The sequence below is a fragment of the Clostridia bacterium genome (assembly GCA_035628995.1).
Classification (GTDB): domain Bacteria; phylum Bacillota; class Clostridia; order Lutisporales; family Lutisporaceae; genus BRH-c25.
On the sequence record DASPIR010000023.1, the window covers coordinates 50670 to 75625 of the forward strand.

The window sequence follows — 24956 nt, forward strand, 5'->3', positions numbered from 1 at the left end:
GGAGGGGAAACTTATGAAATTAGATCCGAACAAAAAGATAGATATAAAAGAACTGCTTCAAGATCTTGATAGTTACAGACCAAGAAGAAGGGGCTGGCACTGGAGAGACGGAAGGAACGAGAAAAGGACAATAGGAGATTTTGAATTCCATGAGACTTCTGAAAGTCTCAAGAACTATATTCCCCTGCCGGGAAGCAGAGGCTTCAATTATATTGATCCACAGCCGGACTGCGTAGTAACAACTGAGATAGCTTCAGGAAGGTTCGAGGACGATATAAGAAGAATGAGAATGGCAGCTTGGCATGGTGCTGACCATATAATGGTTATAAGAACTATGGGACAATCTCACATTGACTCACTTATAGAAGGTACAACTCAGGGTATCGGCGGTATTGCCGTTACAAGAAAACAGTGCAGAGCAACAAGAAAAGCTCTCGATATGATAGAGGATGAAGTAGGAAGACCGATTAACTTCCATTCATATATATCCGGTGTTGCAGGACCTGACATAGCTGTTATGTTTGCAGAAGAAGGCGTTAACGGAGCTCATCAGGACCCTCAGTACAACGTATTATACAGAAACGTAAACATGGTCAGAAGCTTTGCAGACGCTTGTGAAGCAAAGAAGATCATGTCCTGGGCAAACATACTGCAGATAGACGGTGCGCATAATGCCAATGCTACTGCAATGAAAGCTTGGAAAGTAAGACCTGAGCTTATGGTGCAGCATGCAATAAACAGTATATTCTCAAGGAAGATAGGCATGAAGGCAGAAAACATAGCGCTTTCAACAGTACCGCCGACAGCACCGCCGGCTCCTCGTATGAGAATTGACCTGCCATATGCTGTAGCACTTAGGGATTTCTTCTCTGAATATAAGATGAGAGCACAGCAGAATACAAAATATATGGAATCAGACATGAGGGAAGCAACAGTTACACATACACTGGACCTCTTGATTTCCAGACTTACAAGCGCTGACATACAGTCAACAATAACTCCTGATGAAGGAAGAAATGTACCGTGGCATTATAACAACATAGCTGCAATCAGCACAGCAAAACAGGCTCTTAATGGCATGGACGGACTTCGCGAAATGGTAAAGCTGGACAGAGAAGGACCTTTGGGAGATGAAGTCAGAGAGCTCAAAGAAAGAGCAGTGCTCTTCATGGAAGAAATACTTGAAGTAGGCGGCTATTTCAAGGCTGTAGAAAATGGCTTCTTCATAGACAGCGGTAATTATCCGGAAAGAAATGGAGACGGTATTCCGAGGCAGATTGATGGCGGTATAGGTGTAGGAATGATATTCGAAAGAGATAAGGACTACTTTGCTCCTGTATCCGTTCACTATGGCTACAACAACATACCTGCTGAATTAAAGAAAGCTTCTGATGCTATAGGCGGCGATACCTTCGAAGATCCTTCAAAGATAATTTATGTAGATGAGCTGGATGAATACGATAACGTGAACACAAGGCTCAAGGATCTCGATAAATATTATGAGTCAGATGTAGTAAAGCCTGAGGTTGAGTGGAGAGCAGACGGAGTTGTATCTACTACTATATTCCTGCCCCTTGATGAAAGAACTGCAGAGTTTGCAGCTATAAAATGCGGTGAGAAGCTTGGTCTTGAGGATGTGACAGTAGTTCACAAACAGGCAATGCATCCTTCAGAGGGTACATTGGTTGAGATAAAAGGAAGAGTTAAATTTGATATAAATGTTAAAGAGCTTGTAATACCTGAGAAGGTAGTTGTAATGTCAGAAGAAGAAATCAGAGCTGATATCGCAGCAAAACCAATGTTCGTCGTTGCTGCTACAGTAGGAAGTGATGAACACTCAGTAGGTATGAAGGAAACCTTAGATATAAAGCACGGTGGAATTGAGAAATTTGGTGTAAAATATCTGTACCTCGGAACCTCCTGCCCTGTTGAAAAACTGGTTGATGCAGCTATAGAGACCAATGCGGATGCAATACTTGCCAGCACAATCATTACTCATGATGATGTACATCTAAAGAATATGAGAAAGATTCATGAGCTCTGTATCGAAAAAGGTATAAGAGATAAGGTGATGATAATTGTAGGCGGAACTCAGGTTTCAAATGAAATTGCTGTGGAAGCAGGCATGGATGCAGGCTTTGGAAGAGGATCACATGGTATTGACGTAGCCAGCTACATGGTTAAGAGAAGAAGGGAAAAGCAGAAGGATGGAAATTAGTGTATTGGTCGCTGAAATAGGCAGCACCACTACAGTAGTTAATGCATTTGACGGGATTTTAAGCCCTTGTCCGAAATTTGTCGGACAGGGGCAAGCTCCCACTACGGTATTGAACGGTGATGTTACCGTAGGGCTTAAAGGTGCTGTAGAGGACCTTAAAAGAAACCTGGGAGAAAAAGAGCTTACATGGGAGGAATTCCTTGCAACCAGCAGCGCAGCAGGGGGGCTTAGGATGACGGTCCATGGGCTTGTTTATGACATGACGGTTAGAGCTGCCAAAGAGGCTGCACTTGGCGCAGGAGCAATTATAAAGCATGTAACAGCAGGGAAGCTCAGAAGAACAGATTTAAAGAAGATAGAAGATATAAGGCCGAATATTATATTAGTTGCAGGGGGAGTGGACTACGGAGAGAGAGATACCGCCCTGCACAATTTTGAAATGATAGCATCAATGGGTCTTGGCATTCCTGTTATCTATGCTGGGAATATCGAAAATCATGAGGAAGTAAGGCTTATCGCAGAAGAAACTGGTACAAGGCTTTATTTGGTGGAAAATGTATACCCAAAGGTTGATATGCTTAACGTTGAGCCTACAAGAAAAGTCATTCAGGAGGTCTTTGAAGAGCATATAATACATGCACCGGGAATGACCACTGTCAGGGATATGGTAAAAGGACCTATAATTCCTACGCCGGGAGCGGTAATGGAAGCAGCAAAGCTTCTGAAGGAGTACCTGGGAGATCTTGTTGTATTCGACGTTGGCGGTGCAACTACAGATGTGCATTCTGTTACAGAAGGCTCGGAAGAAATAAGCCTTATGCTTATAAGCCCTGAACCTGTGGCTAAGAGGACTGTTGAAGGAGATTTGGGGGTATACGTCAACCTTACCCATATAGTTGAGAAAATAGGCTTGGAAAATCTTAAAAAGGAATTTGCGGACGCAGAAGAGCTTATAAATAATGTAAAGCCGATTCCCGAGACAGACAGGGAAAAAGAGTTTATAGAAAGATTGACTAAAGAAGCTGTGCTTACATCCTTGGAACGCCACGCAGGGATGTTAAGACATCTATATGGTCCTACCGGAAAGAAAACTGTTGCAGAGGGCAAGGATTTGACCAATGTTAAATACATTATCGGAACCGGAGGAGCTTTAACAAGGCTTCCACACAGAGTAGAAATATTAAAGACGGTAGGAATGCACAGCAAAGGTATTGAGTTATTTCCGGGAAAGGAAGCTCAGATACTGATTGATAACCATTATATAATGGCGTCTTTAGGGGTGCTTTCCAAAAGATTTCCCGAGGCAGCTCTGGCACTTATGAGGGAAAGTATGGGAATATAAACTGGTTCGAGGTTCGAGGTGCGGGGTTCGTGCTTATAAGCTGGAGCTTCGAAGAATAAATAAAGGGCGATATAGCTAAAAGTGAGGGATATAGAATGCATTATCCTGCTATAAAAATTAATTTAGAAAAGCTGACTCACAACACCAAAGTGTTGATGGAAAAATGCAGCAAGCTCGGCATAGATGTAGTGCCTGTAACTAAAGTATACTGCGGTATCCCGGAAATTGCCAAAGCATCTGTGGCTGCGGGAGTAAAAATGCTTGCTGATTCAAGAATTGAGAATATAATCAAGATGAAAGAACTAAATGTACCGAAGCTGCTTCTCAGGGTTCCGATGATGTCGCAGGTTGATGAGGTAGTTGAACATGTTGACATCAGCCTAAACTCAGAATATGAAGTTATAAAAGCCCTCTCAAATAAGGCTCTCAAAAAGGGGAAGATACATAAGATAATACTTATGGTTGACCTTGGTGATCTTAGAGAAGGAGAGTGGAGCGAGACAGCAGTAGAATTCGCCGGCAGAATTATCGAGCTTAAGGGTGTCAGACTTATTGGAGTAGGAACCAACCTTACCTGCTATGGAGCAGTTATTCCTAGTAAGGATAATCTTGGACTTCTGGTAGCAATTGCAGAAGAGATTGAAAAAAGATATGATGTTAAGCTGGAGATAATCTCAGGCGGAAATTCAAGCAGCATACATTTGATTGAGAAGAATGAAGTGCCAAAGCGGGTCAACCAGTTGAGAATAGGTGAAGCAATAGTGCTTGGAGCAGAGACAGCTTATGGTGAAAGAATAGAGGGAACCTATCCTGATGTATTTACCTACATGGCAGAAATCATAGAACTAAAGGAAAAGCCATCCATTCCGACTGGGGAGACTGGCGTTGACGCTTTTGGCGAAGTACCTGTGTTTACTGACAGAGGTATAAGGAAAAGGGCGATTCTGGCTTCCGGCAGGCAGGATATAAAGCTGGACGGCATAAAGCCAAGAGATAAGGATGCAATAGTATTGGGAGCAAGCAGCGATCATTTAATAATTGATGTAAGCGACTGCAAGAAGGATTACAAAACAGGGGACATTATGGAGTTTGACATGAGTTACGGCGCATTGCTTGTAGCTTTCACATCGGAGTATGTCGATAAAATAATAGAATAAGATGAATTAATTAAACGGAGGTATTCCTCCGTTTTTTATATCTTTTAATTTACCAGCATATGTTATACAATGTAACTTAGGAGGTGAGGTCACATTTGAGAAGAAGAGTTGCAGTTTCAGTCATATTTCTTGTCATATGTGCGTTATTATCTACCATAGCAGTATACTGTGCTGAAGACAGAAGCTATTATATGAGCAGCTTTAAGGTAAACGCACAACTTGACTCCTCAGGCAACATAGACATTATGGAAGAAATCACCTATGCATTTGACGGAAGCTTTAGAGGAGTATATAGAACACTAAAAACAGCAGGAAGCGATGGATTAGAAGCTATCGAAGTATATAAAACACAGGATAACAGGCTTGTTCAGTTTGCGCAGAGTGATTCGGAAACGGAAAATACCTATCAGCTATTGGATGAGGGCGATGGTATCAGACTGAAGATATTTTCCACAGCGGAAGATGAAAGCAGAACGTTTGTTATTAAATACAAAGTATTGAACGCAGCTGTTAAATATAAGGACACCGGAGAGCTTTACTGGAAGTTCATGGGTGAAGATACAGATGTGAAAATTGAGAATTTTGATCTGACTATAACACTTCCGCCAGGAGCTGGGAAGGAGCAGATTAAAATCTTTGCACACGGACCCCTTTCCGGTATATCAGAAATTGTAAACTCGCGAAATGTGAGCCTGAAGATAGAAAAGCTGTTGCCCCATAACTTTGTTGAAGCAAGAGTTCTATTTCCGACTGGTTTGATTATGGATTCAAAAAGAATAGTAGACAAAGAAGCACTTGCGGGTATAATGTCAGAGGAAAAGGGTTTTGCAGATGAGGCAAATGCCAGAAGGACTAAAGCCAGGGCGGCAGTTGGGTTTTCATTGGCATATGTATTATTTGAGCTATTTTTGATTATATATTTATATTTCAAATATGATAAGGAATATAAGGCGAAATTTGCAGGGGAATACTTCAGGGAGCTTCCCGGGAACTATTCACCGGCTGTTTTAGCGGTGCTGTGGAATTTTGGGAAGGTTAATCCAAGAGATATCACAGCAACAATGATGGACTTGGTAAGAAGAAGATATCTTAAACTGAATGTTGAACAGCGTGAAATAAGGGGTCTTATAAAGCATAAGTTTGAAAACGAATATGTGTTTGAATTGAATAAAGAAGCTGATTTGGAAGCTCTATCCTCCCATGAGAAATACCTTATTGATTGGCTGATATCCACGATTGGTAATGGGGACAGCGTATCTCTAAAGGATATAGAGCAGTACTCAAAGACCTTGAAAGGAGCAGAAAGCTTCAAGACTGACTACGATGCATGGGTCGGATATGTAAAAATTGAAGCGGAAAGCCTTTCTTTCTTTGATAGAAACACAATGAAAGGTCAAATCTTTGGTGTTATAGTTGCTGTAATTGGAATGGTATATGGCGGGTTTACAGCCGCAGTCAACAACAATATTGCGGGTTTCATAGTATTGCTGATAGCTTCATTTACACTTTTGATATATTCATTAATCATACGCAGAAGGTCAAAATACGGCGTAGAACAGTTCAAAATGTGGAAGGCTTTCAGAAGGTTTCTTAAGCATTTCAGCCAGCTTGATAAGGTGGATTTGCCTGCAGTGATACTTTGGGAGCATTATCTTGTATATGCAATAACCTTAGGAGTGGCTAAAGAAGTTATAGGTCAGCTGAGAGTGGTATTCAGGGAAGATGATTTCAAGAATTCAGCACTGACATTTATGTACTTTGGACATTATGGTCATAATTACAGCTACTTCGATACTATAGACAATGTGACAAATACTTTAGTGAAGACAACTGAATCCGTCTATACGCAAGCAATGTCTAAGATGTCCTCGGGAAGCGGGGGCGGAGGCGGCTTTTCTGGAGGCGGCGGAGGCGGAGGCGGCGGCGGTGGAGCCGGAGCGTTCTGATAAAGGAGTTATGAAGGAGGTAATAAATTAATGGGAATAATAATTTTTGCTGTGCTGTTACTGCTTACACTAATAATAATAAGTACTTACAATAGCCTGGTAGTAAAAAGAAATAGAGTAAGAAATTCATGGGCGCAAATAGATGTGCAGCTGAAGAAAAGATTTGATCTTGTACCGAACCTTGTAGAAACTGTAAAGGGCTATGCCAAGCATGAAGCAGGAACCCTGGAGGCAGTTGTAAAAGCGAGGAACCAGTACATAAGTGCAGGAACCCCGGAAGAAATGATGAAAGCAAACACAGAAATGACTGGGGCACTTAGCCGCTTGTTTGCACTTGCTGAAAGCTATCCGGATTTGAAGGCTAACACAAATTTCATAGAGCTTCAAGGAGAGCTGTCGCAATTGGAAGAGAAGATAGCTTATGCAAGGCAGTTCTACAACGATACTGTAATGATATTCAACAATGCAATACAGATGGTACCTTCAAATATAATAGCCGGACTGTTTGGGTTCAGAGAAGAGCCTTACTTCAAGGCTGAAGAAACAGAAAGGCAGAATGTAAAGGTGCAATTCTAATCCATAAATTTTAGGCAGGTAAATACCAATGAAGAATGATATGTTCAGTCTTTTTGATATGAATAGAGAACAGGAAATGAAGAAGGAGAGTCCTCTGGCCATGAGGATGAGGCCGGAGACTCTTGAGGATTTTTTTGGACAGGAAGACATTGTGGCTCCGGGAAAGCTGCTTTATCGCGCTATTAAAGCAGATAAGCTGACATCACTAATTTTTTTCGGACCTCCTGGTACTGGAAAGACAACTTTGGCGAAAATAATAGCAAATACCACCAAATCATATTTTGAACAGCTTAATGCTGTGACTTCGGGAGTAGCGGATATTCGCAGAGTGGTGGAGGAAGCAAAGAATCGCAAGGGTATGTACAGTCAGAGAACCATACTCTTTATAGATGAGATACACCGTTTTAATAAGTCTCAACAGGATGCAATGCTGCCATATGTCGAGGATGGTACAGTCATATTGATAGGAGCTACTACGGAAAATCCATACTATGAGGTGAACGACGCCCTTATATCACGGTCTACTATTTTCAGGCTCAATTCACTTACAGAAGAAAATATAAAGAATTTAGTGAAAAAATGTGTGGCTGATGAGAAGAAGGGACTTGGATCATACAATATTGTCATTACCGACGAAGCCATGACACACATTGCCAATATTGCGAATGGAGATGCAAGGGCTGCACTTAATGCTGTCGAGCTTGCAGCGCTCACAACAGAAAGAAGCAGTGACGGCAAGATACATATTGACTTGAAAGCTGCTGAGGAATGTATACAGCAGAGGGCTGTGAACTATGAAAAGAAGGGTGAGAACCACTATGACACCATATCAGCCTTCATAAAGAGCATGAGAGGTTCCGATCCTGATGCAGTGCTGCATTACCTCGCCAAGATGATTTATGCAGGTGAAGATCCCAAGTTCATTGCAAGAAGAATAATAATATGCTCATCTGAAGATGTCGGGAATGCAGACCCAAATGCATTGTCAGTAGCTACGGCAGCAGCTAATGCTGTTCAGATGATAGGTATGCCTGAAGCAAAGATTATTCTTTCACAAGCTGCCTTATATGTAGCATGTGCGCCGAAGAGCAATTCAGCAGTGGTTGGAATTGATAAGGCTTTAAAGGATATAGAGGGCAAAAGGACTGGAGCAGTGCCGCTGCATCTAAGAAATGATGCTTTCAAGGGCGCAAAGGAGTGGGGCTACGGAATCGGGTACAAGTATCCTCATAACTTTGAGGGCAATTATGTGGAACAACAGTACCTGCCCGATGAAATCAAAGATGCCCAGTACTATTTCCCATCAAACAATGGATATGAAAAGAAAGCTGGAGAGCTGCCAAAGATAAAAAAGAGAAAAGAAAAGGAGAATTCTATTTGAAGAATTCTCCTATTTTTTTTATAAGGCTATTATTCTTTTCAGTGGTTTCGGCGCCAAGAGTGCCATTTCTCACAGATGCTTTCCTTGGCGCTATACCTGGATGAACATATGCTTGCTTTTCATTGCCTATGGTGACACCAATGGTTTTGTTTTCTTGGAGAATATCGCCTGACTCATTATTAGCTCCCGGCTTGCCAACAAAAGTAGTTATGCTTTCCTGCTTCATAAGCAGACTGTCATAATTTGGAGTCTTCCCACTTTTCAGGAACTTTTCCTTGAAGTTGCTTTTCTTGAGCCTTGAGCCTTCGGAGTCACCATTTACTGCAGTCTTTGATTTTGCAGGAATCAGGTCTATTTGCTGCTCCTCTGCTGTATTCTGCACAAAGGTCTTGCTTTCCATGCTGTCTATCCTGCTATTAAGACATTTTACATTCTCACTAAGATCCTTAATTTCGCCTAGTATTTGCTTAAGATAGTCGCTCGTTTCATTGGTGGCTGCTGTCTGAAGCTTTTCCTTGGGCTTATCCTCTGTTATACTCTTGGAGGTGTGCTCAATGGGCCTGGAGATATTTAAGTTTTTATCGAGTATGAAGTAACCATTAGTAATAGAGATGGAGCTTGAACTCCTTATGATTTTGATTATTTGCATATTTGTCTCTGCGGTTGCAGGCAAATCTATAGCTTTTCTCCATTTACCGGAAGAGTCATCAAAAGTATATTGATGAAATACATTATCCTTTACCCACGCAAGCTGCAGAGCTTTATCATCAGAGTAAAACAGAGGGATTATTCCGTTGGTATCGACACGACAATTATTTAGTTCCTTAAAATCTGTTTCACCTGCACTTCCGGATTTGCTCAAGAAATGATATATGTTGCTTGCTTCCTGTTCAATAGAAAAACAGAGCAGGTTGATTTTTTTATTATGATGTATCAGCTTTATGAATACCTGGTTTTTGTATGAGATATTAAGGCTTTTCTGAAGCCAGGATTTTGTGGAATCGTCATAGCAGTAGTAGTTTATATAATAGTGAGTTCCATCGTACCAAACACTGGCATAATGTATTATGCCCCCCTTTGATGGAAGTAAGGAATAGGAGCTCTCTATATTTTGCGAGTATATTTCGGAAAGGCTGTTTTTCCTCCAGGCGTACTCTATAAAAGGAGTCTGCTCATTGATGGTTTTGTGAATGTGATACACGTTGTACATGTTGGCAACAGGCAGCTTCTTTGAAAAAAATATATGAATGGAACCATTCAGTACCAGCATATCCATAATATATATGTTGGAGCTGTTATGGAGAGTCACTACCGGTTCGAACTTCCACCCATTGTTGGCATATATGAAAAGTAGAACCCCTTTGTACCTGCTATTGCAGGTAAGGTATATAGTGTCATCTGCATCTATTGCGGCGGTATAATCATTATTCGCTTGACTGATGAGTATAGTATCCTTTGTATCTCCGATGTCAGAGACCTCCCTGTAGTATATAGAGGAGTCCTTGTAATAAAAGAAATATCTGTTGCCTTTAGAATCTTCCAGTACTATTGATGGCTTTATATCTACCATGCAATCACCACCTCGGAATTTCACATTTTATTTATATACACTTCTATAAATTTATATGGGTTTGTTCAAGTTTATATGTTATTGCCATACGAAATAAAAAAGGCTTTTATTGAAAAATTTTAAAAAACAAGGAAGCCTTTTATGAAACTCATTTACGGAAAGTGGCACACTAAGGAAATTTATACTTTCCTATTCGTTATAAAAAATATTTGTGTTAACTTGGTCACAAAAATAATGGTAATTCCATATTATAAACTAGACAGCAAAGAAATTAATATATTAGGAAGGTGAGATAATGACAGTCCCAAATGTTTCATTACCAACGGTATTATGTACTGGAACTACTAAGGTAGAAATATCCGTAGGTGGAAGAACTGAAAGCAAAGATTTGGTATTTGAATGTATTAAGGTTAAGAAAGTATTTGACGAATTTGTTCTGAGGGATTGCGTGGAAGGCATAAAGTTCAAAGTATGTGGGGAGCCTCATGGAGGAACTATAGAACCGACCTTGATACTGAGAAATTGTAAGCTTAGTAATGTTGAAATTAAGGATGTATCCACTAATGCAGATAAAAGACTTAAATTCTCGGCAAGATGCTGCTGTGACGTATTTGGAAAGGATAGCAGAGGGAAAATTATTAGACTCGAAGTAATCGATGTTCCTGAGGGAACTAATCTATCAGAGGGACCCAGTGGAGAACTTTGCTTTACATTTAGCGTTAGAAGAACATATCCCAATGTGACAGAAGAAAACTTTGAAAGACTGCTGCACTTCCTTGATCAAGGGAGATTTGAGCTGCAGTGTTTTGGAGAAGCAGTAATAGATGAGGAAAACAATACAACAACTGGCGAAATACTCATTACCAACCTTGGTGCATTTATTGCAATAAAGTTTGACGCTGAAGTTCAGCTTTGTGTTCCTGTATTGGGATACTGCGCAATAGAGGAAGATGTAGCACCTATAGACATTAACTTCTGCGAAGAATTCGAATTTGAGGATATTCCTTCGTTCAATCCTCCACAGCTCGGTGTTCCGACTCCTCCATACACAACTGGCTAGGAATTGATTATGATAACAGAGGACATGACAATAAAGGAAATAATCAAGAAATATCCACATACAAAAATAGTCTTAAAACAATATGACTTGCTTTCATCAGGCTGTGGCTGAGGGGGAGGTCAGTGTAGGACCCTTCGGCAGGCTGCCGAATCGAGAGGAATAGAATTGAACAAGATCATAAATATAATAAATAACAAGATAAAGGGCTAGTGTTTACTAGCTCTAATCTTTTTTTTGTTTTTTTGAAGTAACTTGTCACAGCAGAAAAGCATATTCTGAAATTAAGAATACATTTAACCGCTTAAAAAAGGAGGACGTATCTCGGATGACACACTATTACTATACAGTTGCAAGTAAGGAATATACGTACAAAATATTGCTCTTATATAATTCAATGATGAGGCATGATAAGGATTTCAAGTTTTTTATAGTCTGCTTGCAAAGTGACAGCATTAAAATGTTTGAAAGTCTTGGACTTCAAAATGCAGTGCTGATAGATATTGAGGCTTTGGAGGCTTATGATGGGGAGCTTGCTGCAGTAAAGTATAAAAGGAGCATTAAGCAGTATGCATGGGCTGCAAAGCCTATAGCTGCCTTATATATACTGGAGCATCACAACGAGGTGGACCAAATAATCTGGCTTGACGGAGATATGGCATTTCTTTCAAGTCCTGAATCCATTTACGAGGAGTGGGCGAACTACTCAGTACTGCTTACTGAAGAGAAATTTACCGGTAAATATGATTATATAAGCAGCATATATGGTTACTTCAATACTGGGTTTATGGGTTTCAGAAAAGATGAAAATTCAATTGAATGCTTGAAATACTTCAGAAACAAGCTGCTTTATGAATGGAATTATGAAGAAAAGGAGCAGTACAGATGGAACGACCAGCTTTATGTGAGTGATTGGGACAGTAGATTTACTAATACTGGAATAGTAAAAAGTCCAGGCATTAACCTTACCCCTTTTATTTTTAACAGGCTGATAGAGGAATGGAACTGTGTGCTTACTGGAGAAGAGGGACAGCTTTACATCGGTGAAAACAGAATAGTGCTTTTCCATTTCTATGGTTTTAAATACTTTAATGAGAAAGAATTTGATTTGTGTGGTTATACAAATATATACTACAAACCGCAGATACAGTATATTTACCTTCCATATATAAAAGAGGCGGTTTATATAAATGGGAAACTAAGTGCAATAGATAAGAGCTTCTGCTGCACGCAGCCAACTGAGGGCAACTATATAAAGAATTACTACCGGCTTCCGGATTAGGCTTTCAAAGTATCAACAGAAAATGTCCATAAAAATGCACACTGAAGGGGGCAAGTAAATTGAGCCATAATTACTGTTCACTAGCTAGCAGGGATTATACCTATAAGGTATTAGCACTATACAGATCAATACAAAAATATGATGAAGATTTTCACTTTTTTCTTATTTGCTTAAATGAGGAAGCTAAGGAGCTCTTCAGCGGGATGAATTTAGATAAAGCAAGTATTATAGGCATAGATAGCATTGAAGCTAAAGACTGGGAGCTCCTTGAAGTGAAAAGCGGGAGAAATGAGAAAGAGTATGCCTGGACAGTAAAACCGTCTGTAATGCTATATCTGCTTGAAAGCTATCCGGAATTGGAGCATATTGTGTGGCTGGATGGGGACACAGCCTTTTTGTCAAATCCTCAGCCAATATATGATGAATGGGGAGATTATTCCATATTACTGACTGAAGAGAAGTACTCCGGTAAATATGACTACATGAGCTGGCATTTTGGAGTGTATAATACAGGATTTTTGGGTTTTAAGAGGGATGATAACGCCATTAAATGTCTGAATTGGCTGAGGGGAAAGGTTATTGAATGGTGTTATGACAGGCACGAGGAAGGCTTGTGGAGTGACCAAATGCATTTCAACAATCTTCCGAGCTTATTCAGTAATGTCGGTGTAGTTAGAAATGTAGGCATAAATATGACACCATTTATACTCAATAGATTGTTGGATGAAGAGGGAGGTGACATCAAAAAAAGCTCTGGCGGTATATTTGTTAATGCATCTAAAGTTGTGTTTTTTCACTATTATGGGTTCAAATTCTTTAATAAATCGGAATTTGACCTGTGTTTTTATAAGAATTGGAGATTTCCCGAGAAAGTTATCAAAACCATTTATATGCCCTATATAGAGTTGTGCAGTGAAGCAATTTCCCTTATTGGGGAACATAATGACAACTTTTATTATCCGGAAAAACCTGATTTTAATTATACAGCATATTACTACTCAATAGATGGTATTAAGAATAACAATTCTTATAATTTCTGCACTATTGTTACCAGAGAATATTTGCCCAAAGCTTTGGCACTTTACTTTTCTTTAAAGAGAAATGCAAAAAGCTTCCATTTGTGGATTTGCTGCATGGATGACCTTGTATACGATATCTTGAATAAACTCAATCTTTCCAATGTTACATTAATAACACTTGAAAGCATCGAGGACAACAAGCTGCTTTCGGTCAAAAACTATAGGTACACTCATGAATATTGCTGGACTCTTAAAGCACCTTTAATTTTGCACATATTCAAATACTATAAAGATATTGATTCAATATTTTATATTGATGCGGATGCTTACCTATTTTCCAGTCCTGAGAAACTATTTGCCCGGCTGAAAAGCTACTCGGTTTTGCTGACAATGCATAATTTTAACAACGATTTTAAATGCCTGTATTCCAAGAAGGGTTGTTATAATGGGGGAATAATTGGGTTCCGGAGAGATTCAAATGCAATAAAGTGCCTTAGCTGGTGGCGTGATAAATGCATAGACTGGTGCTATGACAAAATTGAAAACGGTAAATTTGGTGATCAGAAATATTTGATGGAATTTCGAAAAAGGTTTGATGGAGTATATCGTGAGAGGATGGCAGGAGCTAATGCTGCAATGTGGAATATAACTGAGCACAACATAAAGGAACATGAAGGAAAGGCACAGATTAATGAAAAGGATATTATATTCTACCATTTCAGCGCCTTGATTATTTGCAATGAGTGGGAATATGGCATGTGGAGGTGGTATTATCCGGAGGTGGATGAAAAGGCTAAAAGGCTTATTTACCTTCCCTATGCCACAGATTTATACAATGCTATACAGATGATAAAACACGTATTTGAGGATGTTTACACCCTATTCTATGATATATCGGCTGTGGAAAACCCTACAAATTTGATAAACGTGAAAGACTTTATTGACTAAAATATCATTTTCGGAGGCAGATATGGAAAGATTGTCTTTTGGTAAAAAGAAAGTTGTTGTTACAGGAGCAAACGGTTTTATTGGATCACATATGACTATGAGAATGCTTGAGGAGAAGGCACATGTCCACATCATGGTCCGGGAAGCATCAGACCTATGGAGGTTGGATAAAGTGAGCAAGGATATTGAAATATGCAAGCTGGATTTAAGAAACGGTGGGGAAGTAGAGAAATACATGAGAAAAATAAAGCCTGATTATATATTTCATATGGCGGCTTATGGAGTTGACTCAAGACAGAAGGATTATGTTATTGCAGCAGATACAAATATTATTGGAACAATAAATATGCTTAACGCAGCTATTGCTGTTGGCTGTGAGAAATTCATCAATACAGGCACCAGCATGCAATATGGCAATAAGTTAATGCCTATACGGGAAACAGAGTACTATTCCCCTTCAAACATATATGGAAGCACCAAGGGGTCAGCAACAATAATTGCACATCAGATTGCGACTGAAAATGATATTAATATATCTACTATAATACCCTTCGGTGTTTTTGGAGAAAACGAGGGAAGTCATAAATTCTTTCCCCATGTTATTTTATCGGTTCTGGGGGGGAAGAGCATCGAATTGTCACCTTGTGAACAATACAGAGATTACTGCTATATAGAGAATATTATTGATGGGTTTCTAATGGCTGTAGCAAATGAAAAGGCAAAAAATGAAATATTCAATATAGGAAGCGGAGATGTATATCAGCTTAAGCATTTTGTGAAATTGATAGTGGAAAGAGCGGGATGTAAAAGTGATATCAAATATGGCTCAGTAGAGTACAGGAAAAACGATTTGTGGAGCCCTCAGCCGGATATAAGCAAAATAACTGATGTGTTGGGGTGGAGTCCAAAGGTAAGTCTTTCTGAAGGTATAGACAGAACCATTGAGTGGTTTAGAGCAAATTACGACAAGTACAACGTAAAGGGGAGATAAAAGGTGAGTCTCAATAATATAATCCAGGAGGATGTAAGGGATATTTTCCTTGAAATAGGTGGAAAGTTAAAAACCTTGGAAGGCAGCAACTTTCTAATTAGCGGCGGAGGTGGGTTTCTTGGCTCATATTTCATGGATTTGCTGAAATATTGCAATGACAACATTTTCTCAGAACCTGCTAATGTCATATGTATTGATAACTTTATTACAGGTGTGCCAGAAAGGGTAAAGCACCTTTTAGATAATGATAATTTTAAAATAGTAGACTCAGACATTTCGAAACCTCTGGAACTCAATAATGATGTGGATTACATCATACATGCAGCGAGCATAGCTTCCCCTACTTTTTACAGGAAGTATCCAATTAAGACCTTGGAGACCAACGTGCTTGGGCTTAAAAATCTCGTTGAGTTGGGCATGAAAAAGAACATAAAGAGCTTTCTAAACTTGTCCAGCAGTGAAATATATGGGGATCCTGATGCAGCTCATATACCTACAAGAGAGGACTATAACGGGAATGTATCCTGTACAGGGCCAAGGGCATGCTATGATGAATCAAAGAGAATGGGCGAAACTATGTGTGCCAACTACTATAAAGAATGCGGGGTGCCCATAAAAATAGCAAGACCCTTCAATGTTTATGGTCCTGGGTTGAAACTGGATGACCGCAGAGTGATACCTGATTTTTTTAACGACGCCATTAATAGGCATAAGATAGAAATATTAAGCGACGGTTCTCCCACTAGAAGTTTTTGCTATGTAAGCGACGCAATAAAAGGCTTTATGCTTGCATTGCTATCAGAGTTCAATGGAGAAGCGTTTAATATAGGAGATGACCAAACGGAGATTAGTATGAGGGAAATAGCGGAATTAATTGCAGAGATTGTCGGGAATGTTGAAGTTAAGCTTAAGAAAAGTGATGATAAGGAGTACCTGACTGATAATCCGAAAAGAAGGTGTCCTGATTTGACCAAGGCAAAGACTTTCTTGAACTATTATCCGAAGGTGGATCTCAAAACAGGCCTTAAGAGGATTTTTCGATGGTACATGCAGACTAATAATTTATAGTATAGGAAGGTTTATATGACAAACATACATGAAATCATTAAAATAAATCCCTACAAAGATATAAGGGGCGAGCTTAAGAAGGTTTTTGTAAAATCGATGCTAAGTACTGAAAAGTCAATTGAAGAAATATATGTGCTGCATACTAAAAAAGGCTCTGTAAGGGGTAATCACTACCACAGGCAGAATGTAGAGTTTTTTACCGTAATAAAAGGGACTGCAATAATAGCACTTAAGGATATCGAGGAGGGAGAAGCTGAGATACTTAAAGTTTCAGCAGGTGATGATATTGTAATCAAAGTGCCGGAGAATGTTGCACATGGATTTAGAAATGACGAGGATGAAGACCTTGTGATACTTGCTGCCGCGTCCAAGCTATATGACCCAGAGGATACTGATACCTATACTTTCCAGCTGCTATAACAATATAACCTGTTTAACAGGTATTATTTGGACTTTAGAAGTAACAAGGAATGAATCAAATGCATAAATTGGATTAGGACAAATTGTTGGATTGTAGGGGTGATATATATTGAAGGTAGTTATACTATGCGGAGGATACGGAATGAGGATGAGGGAGGTAACGGAACAAATACCCAAGCCACTTGCAGTAGTGGGAGGCAGACCTATACTGTTGCAGATAATGAAATTATACAGCAAGTATGGTTTTGATGATTTCATATTACCATTGGGCTACAGGGGAGATAAAATAAAGGAATACTTTATGAATTATGACTGGATGCAGAATGATTTTATTCTTGATTTCAATGGCAATGAGAATAAAATATTCCTGATGAAAAAACCGGAAAAATGGAGAATAACCTTTGTAGATACCGGAGTTGATACAATGACAGGGGGGCGAATAAAAAGGATTCAGCCTTTTATAGGTGATGACACCTTCCTTTTGACCTATGGGGATGGTCTTTGTGATGTCAATATTGGAGAACTCCTCAAGTATCATCAGAATATGGGGGTAATAGCTACTTTGACAGGAATACAAAAGAAAAGCCAGTATGGAATATTAAAGATCAAAGACGGCCTTGCAACATCCTTCGGAGAAAAGTCGGAAATAGAAGGACAGATAAATGGCGGATTCTTTGTATTTAATAAAGCAGTCTTTGATTATCTTAGCGGGGATAAGTGTGTTCTTGAAAGGGAGCCGCTTGCCAAGCTTGCCTCTGAAGGTCAGCTTGCGGTATATGAGCACAAAGGCTTCTGGCAGGCAGTGGATACCAGTAAAGATTTGCAGGATATGGACACGAACTGGGGAACCATCGAAAGTATCTTAGGGATATCATAAGGATATTGAACGCATTTAAGGATTCCTATAGAGCAAAGGCGAACTCAATAAAAATAAGGAGACGTTTGCGCGAAATCTGAATAATAGATAGAATGTTTTTCGCGAAACGTATAGTTGGTGAATATGCAATGGAAGTATTATTTTGCACAATAGCATCAAAATACAGGCTGCACCAATGTGTCGCTTTGTATCATTCCTTGAAGCACTTCATGGCTGAAGCAGCTTTGGTTGTTCTTGCGGTTGACGAGGAATGCAAGAAGGTATTTGATGCATTGAAGCTGCCCGGGGTAACTGTTATTTCTGCTGAAGAACTGGAGGATGCTGAGTTAAAAGAACTAAAGAGACAAAGGAATGCAAGTGAATATTGCTGGACATTGAAGCCTGTACTGCTGCTTAATCTATATGAAAGCTACAAGGACATTAAGATATTTGCCTATCTTGATTCAGATCTCTTTTTCTTTGATAGTCCAATGAGGCTTTTTAAAGGAAGTAAGAATTGGTCTGTACTATTTACTACTCATAAGGTTAATAGGAAGGCTAATGGAGGTTTTGTAGCGTTCATGAGAGGCAGGCACGCCTATAAAGCATTGAAATGGTGGAAGGAAGGGTGTCTGGAGTGGTGCTATTACAGAAACGATAACGGGAGGTTTGCGGATCAGGGCTATTTGGATTTTATGAGAGCAAGATTCAAAGGAGTCACATACCTTGATTTGCCAGGAGCAAATGTGGCTACATGGAATTACTTCAATTCCGACCTTGTACTGAGGGACGGAAATATATATGTAGGCAAGAAAAGGTTGGTTTTTTACCATTTCAGTGGTTTAAGGCTAAAGAAAATATCCGGCTCAACTGCATTATACGGTGCTGAAGCTCCTTGTCTGGTATGTGGAATCTACATTAAGGCACTAAGAGCTGCGATATTCGAAATTGAAGAGGTTGATAGGGAAATCGCAGAATGTTTTTACTTGGGGCTATAAGGAGAAATAAAGATGAGAATTATTTTGAAGCACCAATAATAAGAGTAAGCTTAAGGACTGCTGAGCTAATCAAATATGCTTCAAATTCGCTTTTGGCTATGCTGATTTCGTATTCCAATGAAATTGCAGCAATATCAGAAGTGGTAGGGGATTTGGATGTGGAAGAGGTGCTTTATGGAGTATCTCTGGATAAAAGGCTTAGTCCGAAAATAGATGGGAAGCTCGTCAGTCCGGATATACTGAAATACCTAAAGGCGGGGCGCGGTTATGGTGGAAGTTGTTTTCCAAAGGATGTCAAAGCGCTGATAGCTTTTTCAAGACAGAAGGGATATATACCTGAATTGTTAAGGATAGTAACAGAGATTAATGAAAAACAGGTTGTTAAAATCGTGGATAGGATTGAAAGTGAGCTGGGGAAAATCGAAGGCAGAAGAATATTGGTGCTTGGGCTTGCCTTCAAGCAGAACAGTGATGATATAAGAGAGTCTCCGTCTATAGGACTTGTGAAGCTTCTTATTGAAAGAAAAGCGAATGTCAGTGTCACAGATCCTATGGCAATGGGAAATGCAAGAAAAGTACTTGGAGAAAAAGAAGGCTTGAGTTACTCGGAAGATTATAAGAATGAAGCTTCAAACTGTGACGCGGTGGTGCTTATGACACCATGGCAGGAGTAATTGGAGCTGCTGAGTGAAAACTTATATAAGCCCTTGAGGACAGCTATATTGTTTGATGGCTGCAGGGCTCTTAACAAGAATAAAATTCTTGAGGCAGGCATAAAATATATAGGCATTGGCTTATCTTAAAAAATGACAGTATTAACATTTTAGATAACTTTGCATAGTATATATTATGGTTACGATTATAAAAGGGATTTATTAAGAATAATTGTTGCTTTTCAATATAGTGATATATTGAGGGGCAATTTATATAAAAAGGTGCGGCTTGGTCCGCACCTTTTGAATTTGTGCATATAATTACGAACATGAATAATAATATAATTAATTCCGACTAAAAAAGTAGAATTTAATATTGACAATATTTTTATGCTATGGTAATCTAAAAATGAAATCCGAGTTAATAGGTAGGAATTAATAAGGAGCTGATAAAATGATACTATCAACTAAAGGAAGATATGGACTTAAAATGATGTATGAGTTCGCCTTGAACTACGGCACAGGGCCGATGTCGTTAAAAGAGGTGGCTCAGAAGCAGCAGCTTTCTGAAACCTATTTGGAGCAGCTTATAGCCCATCTTAAAAAGGCAGGTCTTGTGACCAGCGTAAGGGGTGCTCAAGGCGGATATGAGCTAATAAGAAAACCCGAAGAAATCACGGTAGGGGAGATAATCAGAGTTCTCGAAGGTCCCCTGGCTCCGTCGGAATGTGTAATTGATGACGAACCTGAATGCTCAAAGGCTGACTTTTGTGTAACAAGACTAATTTGGGAAAAAATAATGGATAGTATAAATAACGTGATTGATTCTATTACATTAAATGATATGGTAAATGACTATTATAAGCTTCAGCAAAAGAAAGAAGGAGAAAAGAAAAATGAACAGTAACAAGGCTATTTACTTAGATCATGCAGCTACAACCTATACAAAAAAAGAAGTGTTGGAGGAAATGCTTCCATTCTTTACTGAGCATTTCGGCAATCCTTCCAGTATACATAAGTTTGGAAGAGATGTACGAAAGCATGTTGATATTGCCAGGGAAAAGATTGCAAAAGCTATCGGAGCACTTCCAGAGGAGATTTACTTTACGGCCGGAGGTTCTGAAGCGGACAACTGGGCTGTAAAAGGCGTAGCTTATGCTAACAGAAATAAGGGAAATCATATTATAACCAGCAGAATTGAGCATCATGCGCTATTACACACCTGTGAATACTTGGAGAAGGAAGGTTTTGAAGTAACATATCTGCCTGTTGACGAGTATGGAATGGTTAGCATTGAGGATGTAAAGAATGCAATAACTGATAAGACAATACTCATATCAATAATGTATGCAAACAATGAAATAGGCACAATACAACCCATAGATTCCATCGGCAAGCTTGCAAGGGAAAAGGGAATTTACTTTCATACTGATGCAGTGCAGGCAGTAGGAAGTGTGAAGATAAATGTCAAAGAACAAAACATAGATATGCTTTCATTGTCAGCACATAAATTTTACGGTCCAAAGGGCATAGGCGCTCTTTATGTGAGAAAAGGAGTTAAGCTTCTTAGCATTATTCACGGCGGCGCTCAGGAAAGAGGCAGGAGAGCAGGTACAGAAAATGTACCTGGCATAATAGGTCTTGCAAAGGCAATTGAGCTTGCAACAAATAATCTTGACGATCACAGTGCCAGAATAACTGCACTTAGAGATAAACTTATTAAAGCTGTTATGGAGAAAATACCTTATACTAGATTAAATGGACATCCTGAGAAAAGGCTGCCGGGTAACGCCAACTTCTGTTTTAGGTATATTGAAGGAGAAGCATTGCTTTTGAATCTAGATATGAAAGGGATAGCTGGTTCCAGCGGCTCAGCATGTACATCGGGGTCACTTGATCCGTCACATGTGCTTTTGGCAATTGGTCTGCCCCATGAAATAGCTCATGGATCTCTTAGGTTATCCATTGGAGATGCAAATACTGAAGATGATATAGATTATGTTATGGAAGTGCTGCCTGAAATAGTAGACAGGCTGAGACAAATGTCACCATTGTATGAGAAGGTTAAAGGGGGAAATACTAATGTATAGCGAAAAGGTAATGGACCATTTTTCAAATCCGAGAAATGTTGGAGAGATATGTAATGCGGATGGTGTAGGTGAAGTTGGTAACGCCAAGTGCGGAGATATAATGAAAGTATATCTTCAGATAGAAGACAACATCATAAAGGATGTAAAATTCAAGACTTTTGGCTGTGGCGCTGCAATAGCTACAAGCAGCATTGCCACTGAAATGATAAAGGGCAAAACATTAGAAGAGGCACTTCAGCTCACAAACAAAGCGGTTATTGAGGCTCTGGACGGACTTCCGCCGGCGAAGATACACTGCTCTGTACTTGCAGAAGAGGCTGTAAAGGCTGCAATAGAGGACTATATGAAAAAGCAGGGGAAAGAGCTTTAAGCATCACCCTTAGGAGTTGAAAGCTAATGAAGAAACGTGTGGTTATAGGTATGAGCGGCGGAGTTGACAGCTCTGTCGCTGCTTATCTTTTAAAGCAGGAAGGTTATGATGTAATAGGCGTTACAATGCAGGTTTGGCAGAATGATGACAAGGAAGCTTTTGAGCGGGAAGGTGGCTGCTGCTCTTTATCTGCTGTAGAAGATGCCAGAAGGGTATGTGATAAGCTTGACATACCTTTTTATGTTATGAACTTCAAACAAGTATTTGAAAAGATGGTTATAGACTATTTTGTTGATGAATACCTCGTAGGGAGAACTCCAAATCCATGCATTGCATGTAATAAATTCATAAAATTCGATGCATTGATGGAAAGATCTATGGCTTTGGAGGCTGAATATGTTGCCACGGGGCATTACGCAAGAATAATGTATGATGAAAGCTTCAAGAGGCATATCATCAGAAAATCAGCCACTCCAGAAAAGGATCAAACCTATGTGCTCTATAATCTGACTCAAAATCAGCTCAGCCATATACTTATGCCCCTTGGAGATTACAACAAGGATCAGGTCAGGGAGATAGCAAGAGGGTTGGACCTTAGAACGGCAAACAAACCAGAGAGTCAGGAAATCTGCTTTGTGGAAGATAACAATTATGGCAGGTTCATAAGTGAAAGAAGAGGGGACGAAATTAAGCCTGGGAATTTTGTTGATGCACAGGGTAGAAAGCTTGGCACCCATAAGGGTATAGCCCATTATACCGTTGGCCAGCGTAAGGGTTTGGGAATAGCTCTGGGCAAGCCAATGTTTGTAGTCGAGATAATTCCTGAGAAAAACCTTGTAGTGCTTGGAGATGAGACAGAGGTATTCAGCAGGGAGTTAACAGCATCCCAGATGAATTTCATTACATTTGAAAAGCTTGAGGAGCCTATTGATGTGAAGGCAAAAATACGATACAGTGCAAAAGAAGCTGCTGCAAAGGTAATCCCTTTGGATGATGACAGAGTCAAGGTTATATTTGAAGAACCTCAAAGGGCAATAACTCCAGGGCAGGCAGTGGTGTTCTATAAGGAGGACATCCTTGTAGGCGGAGGAACCATTGAAAGGTAGTTTAATTATTCGAAGGCATTATTGATTGTCAATACTGCCTTCGATTTTTTTTATAACGAGTAGGAAAGTATAGATTTCGAGTTTCTTAAAAGGCTTCAGTAGAAGTCCTTTTTATTGTAAGTACTGCTCGATTAACAGACTCTTTATGCTTCTTCTTAAGCTTTGCATTAATTGGTTCATTTATATATATATCCTCTAGACTTTCATCGTTTATGACACTATTATAATCCAATCTATAATCATAGAAATTTAAGAGTATCAATATTCGGTTGATGTACTTTAGCCTATCTCCATCATTGACAATTTTATAATGTATTGTAGCTTGAGGCTCTGTATTTACATATTTGTTTTCTAATACCCTCACACCACGTATGCATGAAGGCCAGGTATTGATATAACTTTCTTCAGGGGATTCATTGCCACTTGTTCTTTCAAGGTGCCATCCACTACTTCTATCCTTCCAGCTTATAAGGCACTCAAGGGAATTTTTGTCCCTTCTAAACCCTATCAAATCAGTTTTATAGACGCTTTTACTATTTTCATTAGGTTTAGGAAGCCGATATAGAAAAATTGACCCGTTCTCAAATTCTTTCATCAAGTATAACGGACTTTTGTAAAAGTATATATCAGTACCAACGTGCAGCAGGTAATTAACTGAGAAGTTATTTTTAAGAATATAATAAAGATAATGGGCTCTTAGAAGACACATGTATTCTTTGTCATCGCAAGTTTTTCTGAGCTCCAGCAGCTCTTTTGTCTCAAAGCTCTTGGAATTAATAATGGTTACATTGTCAAGCTCTGCATTGTTCAGGGTAGAGAATGAAAAGTCATCAATACAACATATCCATATATGGACTCTTCTAGTATTTTGAGTTATAGAATAATAGAGAGTCATACATTTTATCAAATCTGACTTACTGGTTATCATACATATATCATAATATTGCGCTTCGTAAGTTCTATCCAGATTATAATAATTTATTACCTGGTTTTTACCTATACCCTTAAGCTGAAATTGGAGGGTGTCAAAATCTTGTATTTCACGGATTGCCTCTTGGCATTCCATTATATAAGGCACATAAAGCAACTTAATTGTTTCCTCATCGAACACCATCCAATAGCAGGAAAGGTCATACTCATTGTGATCATAGAATCTGAAACCGTAGTAATGATAAAGTATGATTTGAACATCATCAATATAAAGACCATCAGGTTTTTTCATTACTACTTTTCCCTGTTCGGTATTAAGCCTATAAATAGTAAAGGGAGTAAGATTGATGCCTGAATTATTAACAACGCCTACATCTTTGAATTTTTGAGGAAATTCATCCAAGTATTTCTGATCCGCCCATCTCCCATTATCAGCTTTATCAGAGCACCATTCCATGCATCTCTCCTGCCACCAACGGAGAGACTCCAATCCGTTTTCGTTTCTTTTAAAGCCTATGAGCCCTGCTTGAAATTTGCCATATCCACTGACCAAATATTCATATGCGCCTGTATAGTATTGCTCTGAAAGCAGGATCGATAAGCCGCTCCACTCATCATACAAAGGTTCTGGACTGCACAAAAATTGCATATCGCTGTCCAGCCAGAGAACATGGTCGGCATAATCGAAGTTTTCAAATATATACAAAATTACAGATGGTTTTAATGTCCATGCATATTCACGCTTACTCCTAACCTGCTTTACCTCTAAAAGCTCTTTATAAGCTTCTTCAATAATACGGACATCTATTGAAACCAGATTACTATACTGCAGATTATCCAAAAATTGCACCATTTTATCATCCAGGCAGATTATAAAGAGCTTAAAATCCTTATCATACCTAATGAGGGAATTATAAAGCACCATACTCTGATAGCAGTACTCCATACTGCACGTAGTACAATAATTATGCACTTGAA

General features: G+C 39.3%; 22 protein-coding genes. 20 read left to right on the forward strand and 2 right to left on the reverse strand.

Annotated features, from left to right (window positions below; genetic code table 11):
* The first annotated feature begins 13 nt into the window (after window positions 1-13).
* From oraE to VEB00_07050, 6 genes are all read left to right on the forward strand, one after another.
* Window positions 14-2218 (forward strand): D-ornithine 4,5-aminomutase subunit OraE, encoded by a 2205-nt coding sequence (oraE, locus tag VEB00_07025; protein HYF82763.1) that lies wholly within the window; start codon window positions 14-16, stop codon window positions 2216-2218.
* The gene (locus VEB00_07030; GenBank protein ID HYF82764.1) at window positions 2208-3560 is read left to right on the forward strand and encodes a GlmL-related ornithine degradation protein; all 1353 of its coding nucleotides are present in this window, start codon (window positions 2208-2210) and stop codon (window positions 3558-3560) included. Before oraE ends, VEB00_07030 begins: the two co-directional genes overlap by 11 nt.
* A 95-nt stretch (window positions 3561-3655) precedes the next feature.
* Window positions 3656-4717 carry an ornithine racemase Orr gene (orr, locus tag VEB00_07035; GenBank protein ID HYF82765.1) on the forward strand — a complete coding sequence of 354 codons (1062 nt, stop codon included), beginning with the start codon at window positions 3656-3658 and terminating at the stop codon, window positions 4715-4717.
* 95 nt (window positions 4718-4812) lie between these two features.
* The gene (locus VEB00_07040) at window positions 4813-6663 is read left to right on the forward strand and encodes a DUF2207 domain-containing protein (GenBank protein ID HYF82766.1); all 1851 of its coding nucleotides are present in this window, start codon (window positions 4813-4815) and stop codon (window positions 6661-6663) included.
* 30 nt (window positions 6664-6693) lie between these two features.
* Entirely contained in the window at window positions 6694-7239 is a 546-nt protein-coding gene (locus VEB00_07045) for a LemA family protein (protein HYF82767.1), read from the forward strand.
* 28 nt (window positions 7240-7267) lie between these two features.
* Window positions 7268-8620 carry a replication-associated recombination protein A gene (locus tag VEB00_07050; protein ID HYF82768.1) on the forward strand — a complete coding sequence of 451 codons (1353 nt, stop codon included), beginning with the start codon at window positions 7268-7270 and terminating at the stop codon, window positions 8618-8620.
* Here the strand turns inward: VEB00_07050 and VEB00_07055 are convergent.
* A complete protein-coding gene (locus VEB00_07055; protein ID HYF82769.1) occupies window positions 8613-10190 on the reverse strand; it encodes a hypothetical protein in 1578 nt (525 codons plus the stop codon). The genes VEB00_07050 and VEB00_07055 overlap by 8 nt on opposite strands.
* 295 nt (window positions 10191-10485) lie before the next feature.
* Between VEB00_07055 and VEB00_07060 the strand changes: the two genes are divergently transcribed.
* The 14 genes from VEB00_07060 to mnmA all read left to right on the forward strand — a co-directional run bounded on the left by VEB00_07060 (window position 10486) and on the right by mnmA (window position 23048).
* Window positions 10486-11250, forward strand: a complete 765-nt coding sequence (locus tag VEB00_07060) for a hypothetical protein (protein HYF82770.1) — start codon at window positions 10486-10488, stop codon at window positions 11248-11250.
* Between the two features lie 325 nt (window positions 11251-11575).
* The gene (locus VEB00_07065; protein ID HYF82771.1) at window positions 11576-12529 is read left to right on the forward strand and encodes a hypothetical protein; all 954 of its coding nucleotides are present in this window, start codon (window positions 11576-11578) and stop codon (window positions 12527-12529) included.
* 59 nt (window positions 12530-12588) lie between these two features.
* Window positions 12589-14496 carry a glycosyltransferase gene (locus VEB00_07070; protein ID HYF82772.1) on the forward strand — a complete coding sequence of 636 codons (1908 nt, stop codon included), beginning with the start codon at window positions 12589-12591 and terminating at the stop codon, window positions 14494-14496.
* A 22-nt stretch (window positions 14497-14518) separates the two neighbouring features.
* Complete coding sequence (locus tag VEB00_07075) at window positions 14519-15487, forward strand: GDP-mannose 4,6-dehydratase (protein ID HYF82773.1); 969 nt, start codon at window positions 14519-14521, stop codon at window positions 15485-15487.
* 3 nt (window positions 15488-15490) lie between these two features.
* On the forward strand, window positions 15491-16555 hold the full coding sequence (locus tag VEB00_07080; GenBank protein HYF82774.1) for an NAD-dependent epimerase/dehydratase family protein: 1065 nt from the start codon (window positions 15491-15493) through the stop codon (window positions 16553-16555).
* A gap of 15 nt (window positions 16556-16570) precedes the next feature.
* Complete coding sequence (locus VEB00_07085) at window positions 16571-16975, forward strand: WxcM-like domain-containing protein (protein HYF82775.1); 405 nt, start codon at window positions 16571-16573, stop codon at window positions 16973-16975.
* A gap of 109 nt (window positions 16976-17084) precedes the next feature.
* Window positions 17085-17852, forward strand: a complete 768-nt coding sequence (locus tag VEB00_07090; GenBank protein HYF82776.1) for a sugar phosphate nucleotidyltransferase — start codon at window positions 17085-17087, stop codon at window positions 17850-17852.
* Window positions 17853-17980: 128 nt separating this feature from the next.
* A complete protein-coding gene (locus VEB00_07095; protein ID HYF82777.1) occupies window positions 17981-18829 on the forward strand; it encodes a hypothetical protein in 849 nt (282 codons plus the stop codon).
* Window positions 18808-19503, forward strand: a complete 696-nt coding sequence (locus VEB00_07100; protein ID HYF82778.1) for a UDP binding domain-containing protein — start codon at window positions 18808-18810, stop codon at window positions 19501-19503. The genes VEB00_07095 and VEB00_07100 overlap by 22 nt, the downstream gene beginning before the upstream one ends.
* Window positions 19504-19632 (forward strand): hypothetical protein, encoded by a 129-nt coding sequence (locus VEB00_07105; protein HYF82779.1) that lies wholly within the window; start codon window positions 19504-19506, stop codon window positions 19630-19632.
* Window positions 19633-19936: 304 nt separating this feature from the next.
* Complete coding sequence (locus VEB00_07110) at window positions 19937-20389, forward strand: Rrf2 family transcriptional regulator (protein ID HYF82780.1); 453 nt, start codon at window positions 19937-19939, stop codon at window positions 20387-20389.
* Entirely contained in the window at window positions 20379-21572 is a 1194-nt protein-coding gene (gene nifS / locus VEB00_07115; GenBank protein ID HYF82781.1) for a cysteine desulfurase NifS, read from the forward strand. Before VEB00_07110 ends, nifS begins: the two co-directional genes overlap by 11 nt.
* Window positions 21565-21942, forward strand: coding sequence for a Fe-S cluster assembly scaffold protein NifU (nifU, locus tag VEB00_07120; protein HYF82782.1), 378 nt, complete (start codon window positions 21565-21567; stop codon window positions 21940-21942). Before nifS ends, nifU begins: the two co-directional genes overlap by 8 nt.
* 26 nt (window positions 21943-21968) lie before the next feature.
* On the forward strand, window positions 21969-23048 hold the full coding sequence (gene mnmA / locus VEB00_07125) for a tRNA 2-thiouridine(34) synthase MnmA (GenBank protein ID HYF82783.1): 1080 nt from the start codon (window positions 21969-21971) through the stop codon (window positions 23046-23048).
* Between the two features lie 85 nt (window positions 23049-23133).
* Here the strand turns inward: mnmA and VEB00_07130 are convergent, their stop codons facing one another.
* Window positions 23134-24951: a hypothetical protein gene (locus tag VEB00_07130; protein HYF82784.1), complete on the reverse strand. Its 1818-nt coding sequence runs from the start codon at window positions 24949-24951 to the stop codon at window positions 23134-23136.
* Window positions 24952-24956: the final 5 nt, after the last annotated feature.

Excerpts from the sequence above, each read along its gene's own strand:
- VEB00_07110 (HYF82780.1), top strand. The coding sequence starts at position 19,937 with ATGATACTATCAACTAAAGGAAGATATGGACTTAAAATGATGTATGAG.
- VEB00_07045 (HYF82767.1), top strand. The coding sequence starts at position 6,694 with ATGGGAATAATAATTTTTGCTGTGCTGTTACTGCTTACACTAATAATA.
- mnmA (HYF82783.1), top strand. The coding sequence starts at position 21,969 with ATGAAGAAACGTGTGGTTATAGGTATGAGCGGCGGAGTTGACAGCTCT.
- VEB00_07095 (HYF82777.1), top strand. The coding sequence starts at position 17,981 with ATGGAAGTATTATTTTGCACAATAGCATCAAAATACAGGCTGCACCAA.
- nifU (HYF82782.1), top strand. The coding sequence starts at position 21,565 with ATGTATAGCGAAAAGGTAATGGACCATTTTTCAAATCCGAGAAATGTT.
- VEB00_07050 (HYF82768.1), top strand. The coding sequence starts at position 7,268 with ATGAAGAATGATATGTTCAGTCTTTTTGATATGAATAGAGAACAGGAA.
- nifS (HYF82781.1), top strand. The coding sequence starts at position 20,379 with ATGAACAGTAACAAGGCTATTTACTTAGATCATGCAGCTACAACCTAT.
- VEB00_07060 (HYF82770.1), top strand. The coding sequence starts at position 10,486 with ATGACAGTCCCAAATGTTTCATTACCAACGGTATTATGTACTGGAACT.
- orr (HYF82765.1), top strand. The coding sequence starts at position 3,656 with ATGCATTATCCTGCTATAAAAATTAATTTAGAAAAGCTGACTCACAAC.
- VEB00_07100 (HYF82778.1), top strand. The coding sequence starts at position 18,808 with ATGTTTTTACTTGGGGCTATAAGGAGAAATAAAGATGAGAATTATTTT.
- oraE (HYF82763.1), top strand. The coding sequence starts at position 14 with ATGAAATTAGATCCGAACAAAAAGATAGATATAAAAGAACTGCTTCAA.
- VEB00_07065 (HYF82771.1), top strand. The coding sequence starts at position 11,576 with ATGACACACTATTACTATACAGTTGCAAGTAAGGAATATACGTACAAA.
- VEB00_07055 (HYF82769.1), bottom strand. The coding sequence starts at position 10,190 with ATGGTAGATATAAAGCCATCAATAGTACTGGAAGATTCTAAAGGCAAC.
- VEB00_07075 (HYF82773.1), top strand. The coding sequence starts at position 14,519 with ATGGAAAGATTGTCTTTTGGTAAAAAGAAAGTTGTTGTTACAGGAGCA.
- VEB00_07085 (HYF82775.1), top strand. The coding sequence starts at position 16,571 with ATGACAAACATACATGAAATCATTAAAATAAATCCCTACAAAGATATA.
- VEB00_07030 (HYF82764.1), top strand. The coding sequence starts at position 2,208 with ATGGAAATTAGTGTATTGGTCGCTGAAATAGGCAGCACCACTACAGTA.